Origin of the sequence: Cytobacillus oceanisediminis, assembly GCF_022811925.1 — a bacterium.
GTDB lineage: Bacteria > Bacillota > Bacilli > Bacillales > Cytobacillaceae > Cytobacillus > Cytobacillus oceanisediminis_D.
This window is the reverse complement of sequence record NZ_CP065511.1, coordinates 1484192-1498887: the sequence shown is the minus strand read 5'-3', so window position 1 is coordinate 1498887 and position 14696 is coordinate 1484192. Positions and strand designations below refer to the sequence as shown.

At 40.9% G+C, this 14696-nt stretch carries 18 protein-coding genes; 5 read left to right on the top strand and 13 right to left on the bottom strand.

The annotated features are described in order from the left end of the window. Positions 1-35: 35 nt before the first annotated feature. Positions 36-209 carry a hypothetical protein gene (locus IRB79_RS07820; RefSeq protein WP_221877289.1) on the bottom strand — a complete coding sequence of 58 codons (174 nt, stop codon included), beginning with the start codon at positions 207-209 and terminating at the stop codon, positions 36-38. Between the two features lie 96 nt (positions 210-305). Between IRB79_RS07820 and IRB79_RS07815 the strand changes: the two genes are divergently transcribed. Together IRB79_RS07815 and IRB79_RS07810 are read left to right on the top strand one after the other, a co-directional pair. Beyond that, positions 306-512, top strand: coding sequence for a YheE family protein (locus IRB79_RS07815; RefSeq protein ID WP_243507899.1), 207 nt, complete (start codon positions 306-308; stop codon positions 510-512). 90 nt (positions 513-602) lie between these two features. After that, on the top strand, positions 603-788 hold the full coding sequence (locus tag IRB79_RS07810; protein ID WP_243507897.1) for a hypothetical protein: 186 nt from the start codon (positions 603-605) through the stop codon (positions 786-788). Between the two features lie 100 nt (positions 789-888). Here the strand turns inward: IRB79_RS07810 and IRB79_RS07805 are convergent, their stop codons facing one another. Further along, positions 889-1149 carry a metal-sensitive transcriptional regulator gene (locus IRB79_RS07805; protein ID WP_221877286.1) on the bottom strand — a complete coding sequence of 87 codons (261 nt, stop codon included), beginning with the start codon at positions 1147-1149 and terminating at the stop codon, positions 889-891. A gap of 129 nt (positions 1150-1278) precedes the next feature. Between IRB79_RS07805 and IRB79_RS07800 the strand changes: the two genes are divergently transcribed. Then, positions 1279-2172, top strand: a complete 894-nt coding sequence (locus IRB79_RS07800; protein WP_243507896.1) for a PucR family transcriptional regulator — start codon at positions 1279-1281, stop codon at positions 2170-2172. A gap of 113 nt (positions 2173-2285) precedes the next feature. Continuing rightward, entirely contained in the window at positions 2286-3395 is a 1110-nt protein-coding gene (locus tag IRB79_RS07795) for an ABC transporter ATP-binding protein (RefSeq protein ID WP_243507894.1), read from the top strand. A 110-nt stretch (positions 3396-3505) separates the two neighbouring features. Here IRB79_RS07795 and IRB79_RS07790 read toward each other — a convergent pair whose 3' ends face one another. Next, positions 3506-3748 carry a hypothetical protein gene (locus IRB79_RS07790; RefSeq protein ID WP_243507892.1) on the bottom strand — a complete coding sequence of 81 codons (243 nt, stop codon included), beginning with the start codon at positions 3746-3748 and terminating at the stop codon, positions 3506-3508. Positions 3749-4044: 296 nt separating this feature from the next. Between IRB79_RS07790 and IRB79_RS07785 the strand changes: the two genes are divergently transcribed. Continuing rightward, entirely contained in the window at positions 4045-4263 is a 219-nt protein-coding gene (locus IRB79_RS07785) for an alpha/beta-type small acid-soluble spore protein (protein ID WP_035326833.1), read from the top strand. Positions 4264-4329: 66 nt separating this feature from the next. Here the strand turns inward: IRB79_RS07785 and fumC are convergent, their stop codons facing one another. The 10 genes from fumC to IRB79_RS07735 all read right to left on the bottom strand — a co-directional run bounded on the left by fumC (position 4330) and on the right by IRB79_RS07735 (position 14557). After that, on the bottom strand, positions 4330-5712 hold the full coding sequence (fumC, locus tag IRB79_RS07780) for a class II fumarate hydratase (protein WP_243507890.1): 1383 nt from the start codon (positions 5710-5712) through the stop codon (positions 4330-4332). Between the two features lie 456 nt (positions 5713-6168). Then, a complete protein-coding gene (locus tag IRB79_RS07775) occupies positions 6169-8181 on the bottom strand; it encodes an ABC transporter ATP-binding protein (RefSeq protein ID WP_243507888.1) in 2013 nt (670 codons plus the stop codon). Continuing rightward, on the bottom strand, positions 8178-9935 hold the full coding sequence (locus IRB79_RS07770; RefSeq protein ID WP_243507886.1) for an ABC transporter ATP-binding protein: 1758 nt from the start codon (positions 9933-9935) through the stop codon (positions 8178-8180). Before IRB79_RS07770 ends, IRB79_RS07775 begins: the two co-directional genes overlap by 4 nt. Before the next feature lie 568 nt (positions 9936-10503). Beyond that, complete coding sequence (locus IRB79_RS07765; protein WP_243507885.1) at positions 10504-11292, bottom strand: alpha/beta fold hydrolase; 789 nt, start codon at positions 11290-11292, stop codon at positions 10504-10506. Between the two features lie 246 nt (positions 11293-11538). Next, positions 11539-11856 (bottom strand): YbjQ family protein, encoded by a 318-nt coding sequence (locus IRB79_RS07760; protein WP_243507883.1) that lies wholly within the window; start codon positions 11854-11856, stop codon positions 11539-11541. Beyond that, a complete protein-coding gene (locus IRB79_RS07755; RefSeq protein ID WP_019381403.1) occupies positions 11837-12040 on the bottom strand; it encodes a hypothetical protein in 204 nt (67 codons plus the stop codon). The genes IRB79_RS07760 and IRB79_RS07755 overlap by 20 nt, the downstream gene beginning before the upstream one ends. A 15-nt stretch (positions 12041-12055) precedes the next feature. Further along, the gene (locus IRB79_RS07750) at positions 12056-12256 is read right to left on the bottom strand and encodes a sigma-Y antisigma factor component (RefSeq protein ID WP_243507881.1); all 201 of its coding nucleotides are present in this window, start codon (positions 12254-12256) and stop codon (positions 12056-12058) included. Continuing rightward, the gene (locus IRB79_RS07745; RefSeq protein WP_243507879.1) at positions 12253-12603 is read right to left on the bottom strand and encodes a YxlC family protein; all 351 of its coding nucleotides are present in this window, start codon (positions 12601-12603) and stop codon (positions 12253-12255) included. Before IRB79_RS07745 ends, IRB79_RS07750 begins: the two co-directional genes overlap by 4 nt. Further along, positions 12557-13147 (bottom strand): RNA polymerase sigma factor SigY, encoded by a 591-nt coding sequence (gene sigY, locus IRB79_RS07740; RefSeq protein WP_243507878.1) that lies wholly within the window; start codon positions 13145-13147, stop codon positions 12557-12559. Before sigY ends, IRB79_RS07745 begins: the two co-directional genes overlap by 47 nt. Positions 13148-13270: 123 nt before the next feature. Then, complete coding sequence (locus IRB79_RS07735) at positions 13271-14557, bottom strand: MFS transporter (RefSeq protein ID WP_243507877.1); 1287 nt, start codon at positions 14555-14557, stop codon at positions 13271-13273. Between the last annotated feature and the right edge of the window lie 139 nt (positions 14558-14696).

The following is a 14696-nucleotide window of genomic DNA, read 5'->3' as shown; positions in this document are numbered from 1 at the left end:
TTTTTACAAGTGCCAGGTCCAAAACCGCAAAAGGATTAATAAGTCGTTACAGGGCTTTTCGCTGTCTTCACTTTATCTTTTTTAGAGGCACTTCCGGAGAATGATTTAAACTGGTCTTTAAGCTTTTGGCGTGCCTCAGGGTTTCTCATTAAATAAGCTGCTCCAAGTGCCATGGCTGACATCATAAATTTATTGTTTCTTTTCATCATCTTTGCCTCCTTTTAATGTTAAAATGTTTCTACATCTATTCCATTCCCCTTTTCAGGAACATTAAACGGGATATTACAACATCTGGAGGAATCCTAATGCTGACACACTTTCAATTCAAACCTTTATATGAAAATAAACAATTGCCGGGATGGACATTTTCTTTTTACTTTAAAAAGCAAAAAATGACTGGCATCTATCATCCTGACGGTAAAATTGAATGGACATCCGGAGACCCTGCTGCCCAGGAGGAAGACTTAAAATCCCAAATCCATGAATTAATGTTATTTCATGTGTATGAATGAGAAAAAAATTAGAGGATTCATGCATGACCCTAAAGCTCTTTTGGAAAAATAACCCCGCCAGGATATTTCATATAAAGGAGCGATTCAAACATGGATAAGAAACGCCAGGTTTCAGAGGACATGAACTATGAAGGCAGGGACAAAGCTTATATGGATATAGACAGAATCATAAACGAAGGTCTTTCCGGAGGCTCCGTTCATGGACGCGGTGATGATGTTAATATCGAACAGGCTAGGGAACTGCATGAGGAAGAACCTCCAAATCAGGCAGAATAACTAAGAGGCACCTGATTTCAGGTGCCTTTTAATAAAGATTAAATTGTATTAATTCTGAATTAGATAACTGTCTAGCTCCAGGCGCCTTCCGCTTTTCTGATCATCTGCTTTTCACAATCATATTCACTGCTTCCTGGATTGCATTCTCCGCATTTTTGCCTTCGTCATTAGCTTCCCGAATACATGTCTCCAGATTTTTAGCTACAATATATCCCATTGCACGGTCAACTGCAGAACGGACAGCAGATAATTGTGTTACAACATCCTTGCAGTGTTTTTCTTCTTCCATCATTCGGATAACACCCCGCACCTGGCCTTCCAGCCTCTTCAAGCGGTTTTTCATTTCCGGTGTATATTCCATGAGTCTCACCCCTTATACTTTCATTTCACCTTTATAGAAACATTCACAGATTAAGTTAATTTTTTCAATTAAATTATAACTGCTATAATATAAGAAACACAAAAATTTATCAAACTAAAGGGTAATGATATGTTAAAAAAATTACATGACCAATATCCGGGCTCTCTGCTTGAAAATGAAAGACCTGATTTTAGCTGTTATTCTGATATGTACTGGCTTCATCATGAGGATTCGGGCCAATGGCTTGGCATCCCATCTCAAGAGGTATCTGCAGACAGTCTGATGGTCTTAAAAACTTTATTTGAATTCCATGACTGCTCCATTCACCATGCCCCCGCTGCGCAAGCCTGGTTTCAATACCTATTTTCAAATGGGGAATTTCCATCATTAGCAAAAGATGTTCCGTACAGGCTTGTTCAATTTAAGATGTCTGAGGGCGAATGGATCCGCGAGGATATGGAAGCTGCTTTTAAAGGCTTTTTTGAAAAGGACATTATGATCTTATGGAACGGGCCAGCTAGAGGAGTCATTGTTGAGGAAGCTAACGACCCTCTTGCCGAAGAAGAATTCCTTGCTATTTCCAACGCTTTTGAAAGTGATTTTTTTGTAAAAACATCCTTTTACATTGGCATTCCGAATAGGCTGGAGGCACATTTGCGCAATTATTTTAAAGAAGAACAGCGTTTTTTTGAGCAAGCCTCCTCCTTGCTTCCAGCCGAAAGGGTGCTGAAATTTGAAACGCTATTTCCCTCCCTTGTCACCGGGAGTCTGGATGAGAATTTAAAAATGAGCCTGCTTTCACGCCTTACTTTACTGGAAGAAGACCCAGAACTCCTGCACACCATAAAGGTTTTTTTACAGAACAGCTCCAACGTTTCATTAACGGCAAAAAAATTGTATCTCCACCGCAATACTCTGCAATACAGACTGGATAGGTTCACAGAGAAAACCGGCATTCAATTAAAAGATTTCAACAGTGCGCTGACTGTTTATTTAGCTTGTTTGCTGGTTGAACATAAATGATTTGAGCACATTGCATAAAAACGCTTTCAGATTTTTTGTGCAGTTTGGCCATATAGGAAAACCCACATATCCATTAAACTGTTACTAATAAAGAATACTGGGAGGTTACCCTGATGGCAGAATTAAAACTCGATAATATTTATAAAATTTATGACAATAAAGTAACAGCAGTAGAAGATTTTAACCTTCATATAAAGGATAAAGAATTTATCGTATTTGTCGGTCCTTCCGGCTGCGGTAAATCCACAACTCTCCGTATGATTGCAGGCCTTGAGGAAATTTCAAAAGGCGACTTCTATATCGACGAAAAGCGTGTCAACGATGTCCCTCCAAAAGATCGTGATATTGCAATGGTTTTCCAGAACTATGCACTTTATCCGCATATGTCTGTGTACGATAACATGGCTTTCGGCCTTAAGCTTCGTAAATTTCCAAAAGACGAAATCGACCGCCGTGTAAAGGAAGCAGCTAAAATTCTTGGTCTGGAGCCTTATCTTGACCGCAAACCGAAAGCATTGTCAGGCGGTCAGCGACAGCGTGTAGCCTTGGGCCGTGCGATTGTCCGTGATGCAAAGGTATTCCTGATGGACGAACCTTTATCAAACCTTGATGCAAAGCTTCGTGTTCAAATGCGTGCAGAAATTGCCAAACTTCATCAGCGCCTTCAAACTACAACCATCTATGTAACCCATGATCAGACAGAGGCCATGACAATGGCTACCCGCCTGGTTGTTATGAAAGATGGAGTGATTCAGCAGGTAGGCGCACCGAAAGAAGTTTATGAGAAGCCTGAAAACGTATTTGTAGGCGGATTTATTGGTTCACCAGCCATGAACTTCTTTAACGGAAAGCTTGAAGACGGCAAATTTGTCATTGGCAAAACTCAGATTGCTGTCCCAGAGGGTAAAATGAAAGTTCTTCGTGAACAAGGGTATACAGGCAAAGACATCGTCCTTGGCATTCGCCCAGAAGACATTCACGATGAGCCAGTATTTATTGATGCTTCTGCCGGTTCAAAAATTAATGCCCGCATTGACGTTTCCGAACTGACAGGTGCTGAAACAATGATTTACTCAAGCGTCGAAGGCCAGGATTTTGTTGCACGCGTGGATTCCCGCACAGATATTAAGCCTGGCCAAAACCTTGAGCTGGCTTTCGATATGAACAAAGCACATTTCTTTGATGCAGACAATGAAAGAAGAATCCGTTCTGAAAAAGAATAATATCGAAGCCCCGTCGATGACGGGGTTTTTTTATACTGTCTAGCTCCAGCGCCTACTCCCTCGAGGTGTCGGGGGTGAGCAAGGCGCTTTCGCTTTTCTATATTTCCATTCTACTCTTTGATTAACTTTACTGAATCCTGACCGCATGATGGACACTTTAGCAAATGCGGACATTCTTCCCTTTGATAATCCTGGGGATAGCCATCTTCCATTTTCATCTGGTCGATTGGCATATAGGCACTGTAATCATCGTAAAAATCCATTACTCTTCCACTGTCCTCCATACTGCTTCCACAGGAGCTGCAGGTTGCTTCCAGTTTCTCAAACCCGTTGCAGACAGGGCATATCGCCATTTTCAATCCTCTCACTTTCGTTAACTCAGCTGATATTAAATATGGTTTGTTTGTATAAGCTTCCTTATGTAAAGCTCTTAATCAGAAAGTCCCTTCAGGAAAAAATTCCCGATTCCCAAAAAGAATAAACTCTTATAAATCAAACATAATAGAGAGTAAACACAGCGGCATCAAGCTCCCGCACTAAAAAACGATGGGTTACGCCAGGCAGTGGAGCAGGATAAAATCCTTGTGCTGGTGCAATTCCAGCTAACCCAACCAATAAACCAACACTTATATTTCGAGGAGGAAATCACATGAACAACCAATCATCTAGCAGAAGCAATTCCTCAAACCAATTACTAGTACCAGGAGTAGCACAAGCACTTGATCAAATGAAGTACGAAATCGCTACTGAATTTGGTGTAAACCTTGGTGCAGAAACAACTTCCCGCGCTAACGGATCTGTTGGCGGAGAAATCACAAAACGCCTTGTACAAATGGCTGAACAACAGCTTGGTGGCGGTTCTTTCTAATAAAGCAATATAACAATTGAATAAATATGGCTTGGCCCTCCTTTCTGAAAGGAGGGCCATTTAATATTAGAACATTTTTTCGGGTACAACCCAATTCTCATATTGTTCCTCAGTAATATAGCCTGTTTTTAATGCTGCTTCTTTCAAAGTTGTATTCTCCCTGAATGCGAGTTTTGCTATTTCCGCTGCTTTTTCATAGCCAATATGCGGATTAAGTGCTGTTACAAGCATTAGTGACCTCTCAACATGGCCATTAATCACTTCATTATTAGCTTCCAGTCCCCTCATGCAATTTTCATTGAAAGAGGCCATTCCATCTGCTAGGATTCTGATGCTTTGAAGAAGATTATAGATAATAACAGGCTTGAACACATTCAATTCGAAATTCCCTTGACTGGCAGCGAATCCAATCGAGGCATCATTACCAAAGACCTGGCAAACCACCATCGTAAGGGCTTCACTCTGTGTCGGATTTACTTTGCCTGGCATGATTGAACTGCCAGGTTCATTTGCAGGTATCGATAATTCCCCAATTCCGCTGCGCGGCCCGCTTGAGAGCCAGCGGACATCATTGGCAATTTTCATTAAATCGGCCGCAAGCCCCTTCAATGTGCCATGAACATGGACAATTTCATTATGGCTGGTCAGGGCCTGAAATTTATTTTCAGAAGATCGGAATGAATAGCCTGTAAGTCTGGATATTTCGTTTGCCATTTCAGATCCAAATGACTTATCTGCATTAATGCCTGTACCGACTGCTGTACCTCCAATGGCTAAGTCAAGCAAATATTGCTTTGCATCCGTCAGCATTTTTTCATTCTTTTCAAGCATGGCACGCCAGCCGCTGATCTCCTGGCCCAATGTAAGGGGAGTTGCATCCTGTAAATGGGTCCTGCCTATTTTCACGATTGTCTTAAAGGCCGCCTCTTTCAATTTGACCGTCTTTATTAAGTCCTTTAACGATGGAAGCAGTTTTTTCTCCACCTCGGTATAGGCTGCGATATGCATGGCAGTCGGAAATGTATCATTCGAGCTTTGAGACATATTGACATCATCATTCGGATGAACTTTAATTTCTTGCAAACCCTTCTTGGCCAGCAATTCATTTGCCTTTTTCGCGACAACCTCATTTACATTCATATTTGATTGTGTGCCACTCCCTGTCTGCCAGACAGCCAGCGGAAAATGACTGTCAAACTTATGATCAAGAACTTCATCACAGGCCAGTGAGATGGCATCCTTTTTGTCATCAGACAGTTTCCCAAGTTTATTATTGACCACTGCAGCTGAACGCTTTACCTTAGCAAAAGCATAAATCACTTCCATCGGCATTTTTTCAATGCCGATTTTGAAATTATCCTTGCTCCGCTGCGTCTGGGCTCCCCAATATTTATCCGCAGGCACCTTCACTTCGCCAAGTGTATCCTTTTCAATTCTGAAATCAGCCAAATTTCATACCTCCTTAAATGATCACTATGATTCATATTTATTCTTTTCCCTTATTTTTAAATTTTAATGATATAACTTGGAATAAAAAAACTGCCGGGCGGTAAAGCCGGCAGCTATGCTTTCACAATTGTATATCCTATGAAGTATCCAAGCACCATAATACTTGCAATCACCAAAGTAATAGAAAATTCCTCCATTTGAACTCCTCCAGATATGTTTGATAATATCAAAATACCATGAAATAACTTATCAGAAATTCTTTGCCCGGTACTATTTTGTGTCCGAAAAGTGAAAATTAATTGAACAACAAAATGTTTATGTTAATTCCTTGGGATGGCGATTCGCGGATAAATTTGATTTTCTGCAGTTATATCGAAATTTTCGCGGATATGCTCATCATATCAATGTAAAAAACCTCAAAAACCTAAAAAGAAAGCGCCATCCGGCGCTTCCCTGCTATCCTGCAAGTGTTGATCCTTGCTGGAGCTGATACATTTGATAATATTTACCCTTTTGCTCCATTAATTCATCATGGTTTCCTTTTTCAACTATTTTGCCTCTATCTAGAACGAGGATTTGATCAGCATTTCGGATTGTCGACAGCCGATGGGCGATAATAAAAGTGGTTCTTCCTTTTTTCAGCACATCCATGGCTTCCTGGATAATCAATTCTGTCTCAGTATCAATGCTTGATGTTGCTTCATCGAGTATCAGGATGGCCGGGTCAAAAGCAAGGGCGCGCGCAAAGGAAATGAGCTGCCTCTGCCCGCTGGAGAGCGTACTTCCCTTCTCGATAACCGGCTCATCAAAACCTTTTTCAAGATGCTGAAAAATCTTATCTGCTCCGACATCCCTCAGAGCCTTCTCCACTTTGTCACGCGTTATTTCAGGGTCATCAAGACTGACATTGGAAGCAATGGTCCCTGTGAACAAAAAAGGATCCTGCAGGACGATGCCCATATGTTTGCGGAGCTCCTGCCTTGGAATCTGTTTTATATCCATTCCATCAATCATAATTTTGCCTTCCTGGCAATCATAAAAACGGAAGAGAAGATTCATGATTGAACTTTTACCTGATCCGGTATGGCCTACCAGCGCAACTGTCTCTCCGTGTTTTGCTTCAAAATTTAGATCCTTCAGCACATATTCCTTCTCTTTATAGCCAAAGTGCACATGATCGAATGTAACATCCCCTTTATAGCGGGATATGTTATTATCACTAATATCAATGCCCTTTTCATCAAGCAATTTGAAGACTCTTTCACCGGCAACAAGTGCCTGCTCAAGATTGGCCAATTGATTAACAATGCCTTGCACCGGCTGAAACAGGCGGTTAATGTAGTCTACAAATGCATAAAGCATTCCGAGTGAAATGACAGATGATGCATGTAGCGATTCTCCCCCGAAATACCAGATAAAGGCAACAAAGACCACATTTCTCAGCACCCCCACTAAATTATGTGAGGTCAGGGAATTCAGGCTTAAAAGTTTATTCTGGAAAGTAAAATGCTCTGTATTCAGCTTTTCAAAATCCTTTTGTGTATCTTTTTCGCGGCCAAACGCCTGGATAATGTTCATTCCCTGAATAGATTCGTTAACCATGCCATTGATATCACTCACCCTGGAACGGATTACATGGTTGTATTTCGATGCATACTTACGGTACACAATCGCCCATACATATAAAATCGGGAGCAGGATTAAACAGATTGCAGCAAGCTTGGCATCTAAAATAAATAAAGCGATATAAATACCTGAAATATATATGGCACTTGTAAAAAAGGTTGCCAGTACTGTCACATAAAGCTCCCTTATGGCTTCTGTATCATTAGTTATACGGGCAACCACCTTGCCTGCCGGCAGATTGTCAAAGTAACTGATTGGCAGTCTTTGAATCTGCCCGAAGACATCCTCTCTCATTTGCTGAATGATCCTATTTGCCGACTTTTGCAGAAAAAACCGCTGGCCGTACTGAAAAAATGCAGCGATAACCAGCAATCCAAAGTAAAAGGCCAAAAGCTGAACGATCTTAGGAATCTCAGGTGAATAAAAGAGCATCAATTCTTCACCAGTCAATGCCTTCCCAGCATATATTTCGGTTTGGCCGCTTTTTTCAATAAACAGTTTGCCATCTTTATAGGTTCGCTCTCCATCAAATGCAATGTCACCGCTGATAAAGACGAATTGGCTTCCTGCCTGCAGAATGCGGGCCTGATTTATTTTCTGCTCACCCTGATCAAGGTTTTGCTCTTTTTTGTAAAAATGTCCATCAAATTCTACAGCATCTTCTCCGCCCTCTGTCTGATACCAGACAGATTCTATGCCAAGGATATGGTCATCAATCATTTTCTTGGCTATGAAAGGCCCAGCCAGATCTGCCGTTACAGCTATCGTAAGCATCAGCAGTGCCGCAATAATTGTTTTTTTATAATGAAGTGCATACCGGAATAAACGCTTCCCAGTGGTCATGAAAGCACCTCCTCTTCCTCAGAGAATTGAGTTTGCTGCCTCAAAAATTGTTCCTTGTACCATCCATTCGCAGCCATTAAGTCCTCATGAGTGCCTTCTTCTGCAACTCCTCCTTCATCAAGGACGATAATATGATCAGCGTGCTGGACGGCTGACATCCTGTGTGTTGTAATTATTGTCGTTTTACCCTTGCGCTCAGTCCGGATATTATCAATGATCTTTTTTTCCGTTTTGGCATCAACGGCTGAAAGTGAGTCATCAAGGATCAGAATTTCCGGATCCTTCACTAGTGCACGTGCAATGGAAATCCGCTGTTTTTGTCCTCCTGATAAGGCCACTCCCTTTTCACCGACCAGTGTTCCAAGCCCTTCAGGCAGCAGTTCAAGGTCTTTGCGGAAAGCTGCCAAATCAATTGCTTTTTGCATATCTTCTTCAGTCGCTTCCTCTTTTCCAAAAAGGATGTTTTCCCGGACAGTTCTGGAGAAAAGAACATGATCCTGCGGAACGTAACCGATCCATCCCCTCGTTCTTTCAAGCTCCTGTTCTTCAATCGGAACATCTGCAATTGCAAGCATCCCGGTGCCTGTTGGGTATTCTCTTAGAAGCTGCTTAATGAAAGTGGTCTTCCCGCTACCTGTTTTCCCTACAATCCCCAGCGTTTCCCCGCGCTCGATATGCAGCTTAATCCCTTTGAGGTTAGCCGTTTTTGAGGAAGGATATTGGAAATGAACATCCTTAAAGGTAACACTGGCAGGGGTTTCAACGATAGATGGGTTTTCAGGATTCTTAATATCCTGCTTGGCGGACAATGTTTCCTGTACCCGATCAAGGGACGCATTTCCCCTTTGCATAACATTAATTAATTCTCCAATAGCGAACATCGGCCAAATCAGCATGCCCAAATACACATTAAATGACACGAGCTGGCCCAGGGTGATGGTTTGATGGAAGACAAGATATGCACCGTACCCAAGTCCTATAAGATAGCTTAGACCCACAATCACCTTTATGGTTGGCTCAAAAAGAGAATCAATTTTGGCAACTTCTATATTTTTGTTGTAAACATCTTCAGTGAGTTCATGGAAACGCTGCTGATCCGCTCTTTCCTGTACATAAGCGCGCACCACCCGGACTCCCGAAACGGATTCAAGAACTCTGTCATTAAGTTCTCCGAAGGCATCCTGTGCACTCATAAACCGTGTATGAATCTTCTTCCCGTAAATCTTTATCAGATAAGCCATGATAGGCAGAGGCAATATTGCTGCAAAGGTTAGTTTCCAGCTAACCAGAAACCCCATTGTAAATAATATCGTCAGCATAAATACGCTGGAATCCACAAGTGTCAATATGCCAAATCCGGCTGTAACCGAAATAGCTTTCAAATCATTTGTAGCCCTGGCCATTAAATCACCGGTCCGGTTTTTCTCAAAAAATGTTGGGGTCATTTTCAATAGGTGTCCCATAAACTGTGAACGCAGTTTCCTTTCTACCAAAAATGCCCCTCCGAAGAGCTGATACATCCAGATATAAGTTATTGCATAGGACACGATTGTGATGATTGCCAATAAACCAAGGTATTCCATTATTTTAGCACTGCTCATTTCACCCAGATGGATATCATCAATTGCCATTCCTACAAGCCTTGGAGGCATTACATCAAGGATTCCGACAATGATCAGCAGAGCAATGGCAATTGTATACCTTTTCCAGTTCTCTTTAAAAAACCAGCTTAATTTCCCTAAAATAGAAAACAACGATCTCTCCCCTTTCCCGCATGAAGCTCAAGTTTCAATCAAGAGCTTTCATACATAAACAGCTGCAAATCCATAACTAGCCTCCATCAAGATCTTCCGGCAAAATTGTTTTTCTTTTCATCCTTAAAACATTCATAAAATTATCCTCCTTTTTTTCTATTGCTGCCGAAAACAGCCGCTTAATAAAAGCGTAAATATATGGAAACAGGCTATGCCTGCAATTCCTATTGGAACTTCTGTATAATCGGACAAAAAAAGACATACCGCGGCATGCGATATGTCTTAATAGACAAAAGAGCCCACGTTACAAAAAGTAACCTGTGCTCCTTCAAAATGTACAGACAGATCCTGTTTACATTTTTATAAGCTTTAAAGGAGAGGTTACAGATTTTCTTTTTTGAGTTGTTTTTTGATGATGATGAATTAAGATCATTTCGTAACCCTCCTTTTCATTTTTTTCCATATTGGTAAGATTATCACCGCTCACACCAAAAGTCAATCCGCCTTTTTCCTATTCTTAAAAATTTTCTGTCATCAACTCATTTAAAAAAGGATCCTATGGGATCCTTTATGAAGCCAATCTTCTTTTTTGCCTTCTGATGAAGTCGATGGTTATCTGGTTAAAGGCATCAGGTTTATCAATATTGCATACATGCCCTGCACCTGTAATGACTTTGACTGTAGCTGTTTTTGCTTTTTGGGCAATGCTTTTTACAGACTTAATAAACAAGTGGTCTTCCTGCCCCATGATGAAAAGGGTAGGGATGTGGGATATGCTTGTCTGGATTTTTCCAAGGTACGGATTGACTGACTTTGTTAAGGACAGCCAGTTGATGAATTCTTTTTGGCACATTTTTGCTGCCTGACTTACAAAGGCATGTCTTGATTCAAGATGATTTCTTTTTGGCATGATAATCCACGCAAAAAGCTGATAAAGAAGCATATATGGCAGCATGTACTTAGTCAAATTGGCAATGGCTATCAAAAATCTTGTACGCCAGTTCAATTCTGTAATGGCTCCGCCCAAAATCATGGAAGCCACTCTTTCCGGATGATCCTGAGCAATTGTCTGAATCACTATTGTCCCCAACGAGATACCTACAAAGTGGGACTCGGTGATATGGAGATGATCGAGCACCTCAACTATTTCCTGAGATACTTCTGAAAAATGATCTCCTTCTTCCCAGGTGCCTCTTCCAGATTGACCATGTCCGCGCAAATCTACCAGCAGAACATTGAAATGCTTTTTGTACTCTCTCATTTGTTTATACCAAATTGCAGAGCTGCCCCCTGCACCATGAACAAAGGTAACCCATGGCAATGATTCATCTTTCACATACGTACGGTAATATAGCATATAAACTCCAATCCACATTCAAGTGTCATTTTCATAGTGTTGTTTTTTAAAGAAGTTTCACTCTATTGTAAAGGATTTCAGTGTAAATTGCTTTTAAAATCACAAAAAATTCACTAGTTTCTTTTCAAGTATTTTCTGCCAAATATTCACCTACAAATCTTTCCCTATTTATCACATTGAAAAACCAGTACTATCTAAAAAAATATAAAAAAACCAGCTAATGTTTTCAGCTGGTTTTTCCCCCTGTTATTCTTCAATTATAGCTGCGGTTCCGTATGCAATGATCTCTGCAGCATTCTGCATAACAGCTGATGTTTGCAGCCGCATTCCAATAATTGCGTTGGCCCCTTTTGCTCTTGCATCTTCAACCATTCGGCCTATTGCCTTCTGTCTTGCTTCATCCATCATTTCAGTATATTCGCCAATTTCTCCGCCGACAATTGTTTTCAATCCTGCAAGGATATCTTTTCCTATATGTTTTGTCTGTACTGTACTTCCTCTTACAAAACCTTTAATTTCTTTAATCTCTTTCCCAGGTACCGCATCAGTAGTCACGATAATCATTTTGTTCTTCCTCCTCTTTTTCTTTTTTTCTCTCAGCTATCAGCACAATAAATATCGCAAAAATCATTAATGCATATAATATATAAAACATAATCGCTGCCTTAATATTGATGAACAGCATCGCGATTCCAAGCAGCTGGCCGCCAGTGGCTGTAAGCAGCAGCATCTGTTTTAACTTTTTCATCCTTCCATCCCTCAATTAATCTTTTTTCTGCCAAATCTTTCTGACGAAAATCAAGTAAAACAGCGTCGGCATTGGCGCCTGAATTAAACCGATAATTCCCCATAGCCAATAATTGTGGCCGTGCTTTCTTGCATCCAAGAATAAAAACGTACTCTGTGCAATTAAGATAATCCCCACAGCAATCAGCAAAGGGAGGGAAATTTCTTCGCTGCTCATGTGCCATTCACCTGCTTAACAAAGCTGACTGTACTATAAGCCATAATAAAAACAGTGACAATTCCCTGCATAATAAAAAATACAGCTGGAACCTGATACAGCATAAATAATACAGAAGTTACAATGAGGAGTGCTGCAACAGTGAAGATAGCTAAGTCCCTGATCAATTTCCTTTTCATCGACTGTTTTTGCTCTGCAACTAAGTGTTCAAAAAATTGCAGATCAGGTGTATAAACCGGGACATTTTCTTCCAGCGATTCCAATCCGTCTTCTATCTTCTTTACAGCAGCAAGAAAATTCTCATCTTGATGATCGTGTTCGAGCTGCAGCACTTTCCTGTTCGCCATGAAGCTTCAACTCCTCTCTTACAGACATGATTCCATTGTGCACTCTTGATTTGACAGTGCCTGTAGATATCTTCATCATTTCTCCTATTTCCTCATATGAGTAGCCATAATAATGCTTAAGAACGATAGGTATCCTCATCTCGTCTTTTAGTTTTCCCAATGCCGATAAGGCATCATTCCATTCTTCATTTCGGCTTTCAAGATGCCACTTCATGCGTCTGGATACTTCTTCCTCTGCTTTCCAGTTCCGCTCTCTTTTCGACTTTCGCTTCTGATCAATATACAAATTCGTCGCAATAGATATCAGCCAGGAGGAAAATTTCGATTTGCCATTAAACAGGCCGATTTTTTCAACACATTTGGCCATGGTTTCCTGAGCAAGCTCTTCAGCTGCATCAGGATTCATGGTGATTTTGATTAAGTATTTAACCAGAAAGGGATAGTTATTTTTAAAAAGCATAGCAAAAGCGAGCTGATCTCCTCGTTTGGCGCTTATTATAAGGTCTTTCTCCTCCATCAGCTTCTTTCCTCTCTTCCCTATCATCCCATTGGTAACTGTTTATTTCACTCATTAGACGCTCAAGAGATGAAAACGTTCAAAATTTATTTAAAAAAATTTTTATACATAAAAAGCCCCTATAATAGGGACTTTTAGTCTTTTATTACATTATACTGCACCAGTTTGTTCCAAGGAATGTGCTTCACTGCCTTTTTCTGACTTTTTCGTTAATCCTGGAAGGACGAGGCTGTAAAAAACACCCACAAGTGCTAAACAGCCCCCTACCATCCAATAAAGCATTTCTACTTTGAGGAGTCCAGGAAAGCTGACAGCAATAAATCCGAGTGTTAATGATTGAGAAAGCATCATCAGCGGGCTAATCCATCCCTGTACCCTTCCCATCATCTTCGGATCAACAATGCTTGGCATCCACCCGCCAATGGCAATGTTCACTAAAGGAAGGCCAAATGCTGCAGCAAATAATAAAGAAAGGAAAATGAACGTGTCTTCTGCAAAAGAGGCAGCAATGATGAAGCTTCCGGATAATAATAATCCGGCAATGATCAGCTGATAAAGTTTGAATTTTTGAGTGAGCAAAGAGGCAGCAAAGCTGCCAATCAGAACGCCAATCCCAAAGGTTATTCCGAGCAGGACTGAATATTCCTCATAGGCGTGCGGCTCCAGCTTATATTTCAGCATAAAAATAGGCATTACTGAAAATCCGCCGTTTACCACTCCGAAAACGAAGAAACCAACAAGCAAGGCTGATAATAACTTGTGCTGGAGAATATATTTCATCCCATGATTAAAGTCCTTGAAGACAAGCGCGATATTTAAGTCTTTCAGCTTATGGCCGCCATTTGGCAGGCGGACTTCTTCGGGGATACGGCAGGATCTTATTAATAATGCACTGATGATAAAGGTAAGTGCATCAGTCATAATTGCGCCGTATACTCCCACTGTCCAGTATACAAAAATGCCAAGGCCATTTCCGAAAAGCATGAAAAGACTCATCACAACCTGGTTAAGGCCCGCAGCAGTGGTATAATCTTCGCTTTTTAATATCCCTTGGATCATTGCATGCTCAGCGGGAAAGAAGAATTTCTGGATTGCACTCCTCAGGAACAATACTGCAAATACCAGCGGCATCCAGCCGATGATAACAGTCAGCAAAAGTACAATTGATAATAATGAGCTGATCCAGTCACAATAATAAGCAATTTTCTGGCGATCCATCCTATCCGCAAACACTCCAACTAAAAAAAATACCGCCAGGGTCGGAACTGAGAACATCAATTCAGTTAATGTAGCATAAAAAGGCTGTGCCGAGAAACGATCAAGCAAATAAAACATGAATGCAGTTAAGCCAATCGTGCTGCCCATTTGAGAAGTAAAGTTGGCGAAAAACAATTTCACATAATTGGCATTTTGAAAGATTTCTTTGAATTTTTTCATCCGTTTTACCTCAGTTTCCCTGTTTATATCACTAGTTTAATTATAGATACACAATTGATTAAGCGGCTTTTGATGGTTTTTATCTCCTTCTGGAGACTGATGGTGCCTCAACCCCGATATATTTAACGACTAAAAAAAG

Coding starts and splice junctions, on each gene's coding strand:
- IRB79_RS07820 (WP_221877289.1), bottom strand. CDS start 209: ATGATGAAAAGAAACAATAAATTTATGATGTCAGCCATGGCACTTGGA.
- IRB79_RS07815 (WP_243507899.1), top strand. CDS start 306: ATGCTGACACACTTTCAATTCAAACCTTTATATGAAAATAAACAATTG.
- IRB79_RS07810 (WP_243507897.1), top strand. CDS start 603: ATGGATAAGAAACGCCAGGTTTCAGAGGACATGAACTATGAAGGCAGG.
- IRB79_RS07805 (WP_221877286.1), bottom strand. CDS start 1,149: ATGGAATATACACCGGAAATGAAAAACCGCTTGAAGAGGCTGGAAGGC.
- IRB79_RS07800 (WP_243507896.1), top strand. CDS start 1,279: ATGTTAAAAAAATTACATGACCAATATCCGGGCTCTCTGCTTGAAAAT.
- IRB79_RS07795 (WP_243507894.1), top strand. CDS start 2,286: ATGGCAGAATTAAAACTCGATAATATTTATAAAATTTATGACAATAAA.
- IRB79_RS07790 (WP_243507892.1), bottom strand. CDS start 3,748: ATGGCGATATGCCCTGTCTGCAACGGGTTTGAGAAACTGGAAGCAACC.
- IRB79_RS07785 (WP_035326833.1), top strand. CDS start 4,045: ATGAACAACCAATCATCTAGCAGAAGCAATTCCTCAAACCAATTACTA.
- IRB79_RS07775 (WP_243507888.1), bottom strand. CDS start 8,181: ATGACCACTGGGAAGCGTTTATTCCGGTATGCACTTCATTATAAAAAA.
- IRB79_RS07765 (WP_243507885.1), bottom strand. CDS start 11,292: ATGCTATATTACCGTACGTATGTGAAAGATGAATCATTGCCATGGGTT.
- IRB79_RS07760 (WP_243507883.1), bottom strand. CDS start 11,856: ATGATTATCGTGACTACTGATGCGGTACCTGGGAAAGAGATTAAAGAA.
- IRB79_RS07755 (WP_019381403.1), bottom strand. CDS start 12,040: ATGAAAAAGTTAAAACAGATGCTGCTGCTTACAGCCACTGGCGGCCAG.
- IRB79_RS07750 (WP_243507881.1), bottom strand. CDS start 12,256: ATGAGCAGCGAAGAAATTTCCCTCCCTTTGCTGATTGCTGTGGGGATT.
- IRB79_RS07745 (WP_243507879.1), bottom strand. CDS start 12,603: ATGGCGAACAGGAAAGTGCTGCAGCTCGAACACGATCATCAAGATGAG.
- sigY (WP_243507878.1), bottom strand. CDS start 13,147: ATGATAGGGAAGAGAGGAAAGAAGCTGATGGAGGAGAAAGACCTTATA.
- IRB79_RS07735 (WP_243507877.1), bottom strand. CDS start 14,557: ATGAAAAAATTCAAAGAAATCTTTCAAAATGCCAATTATGTGAAATTG.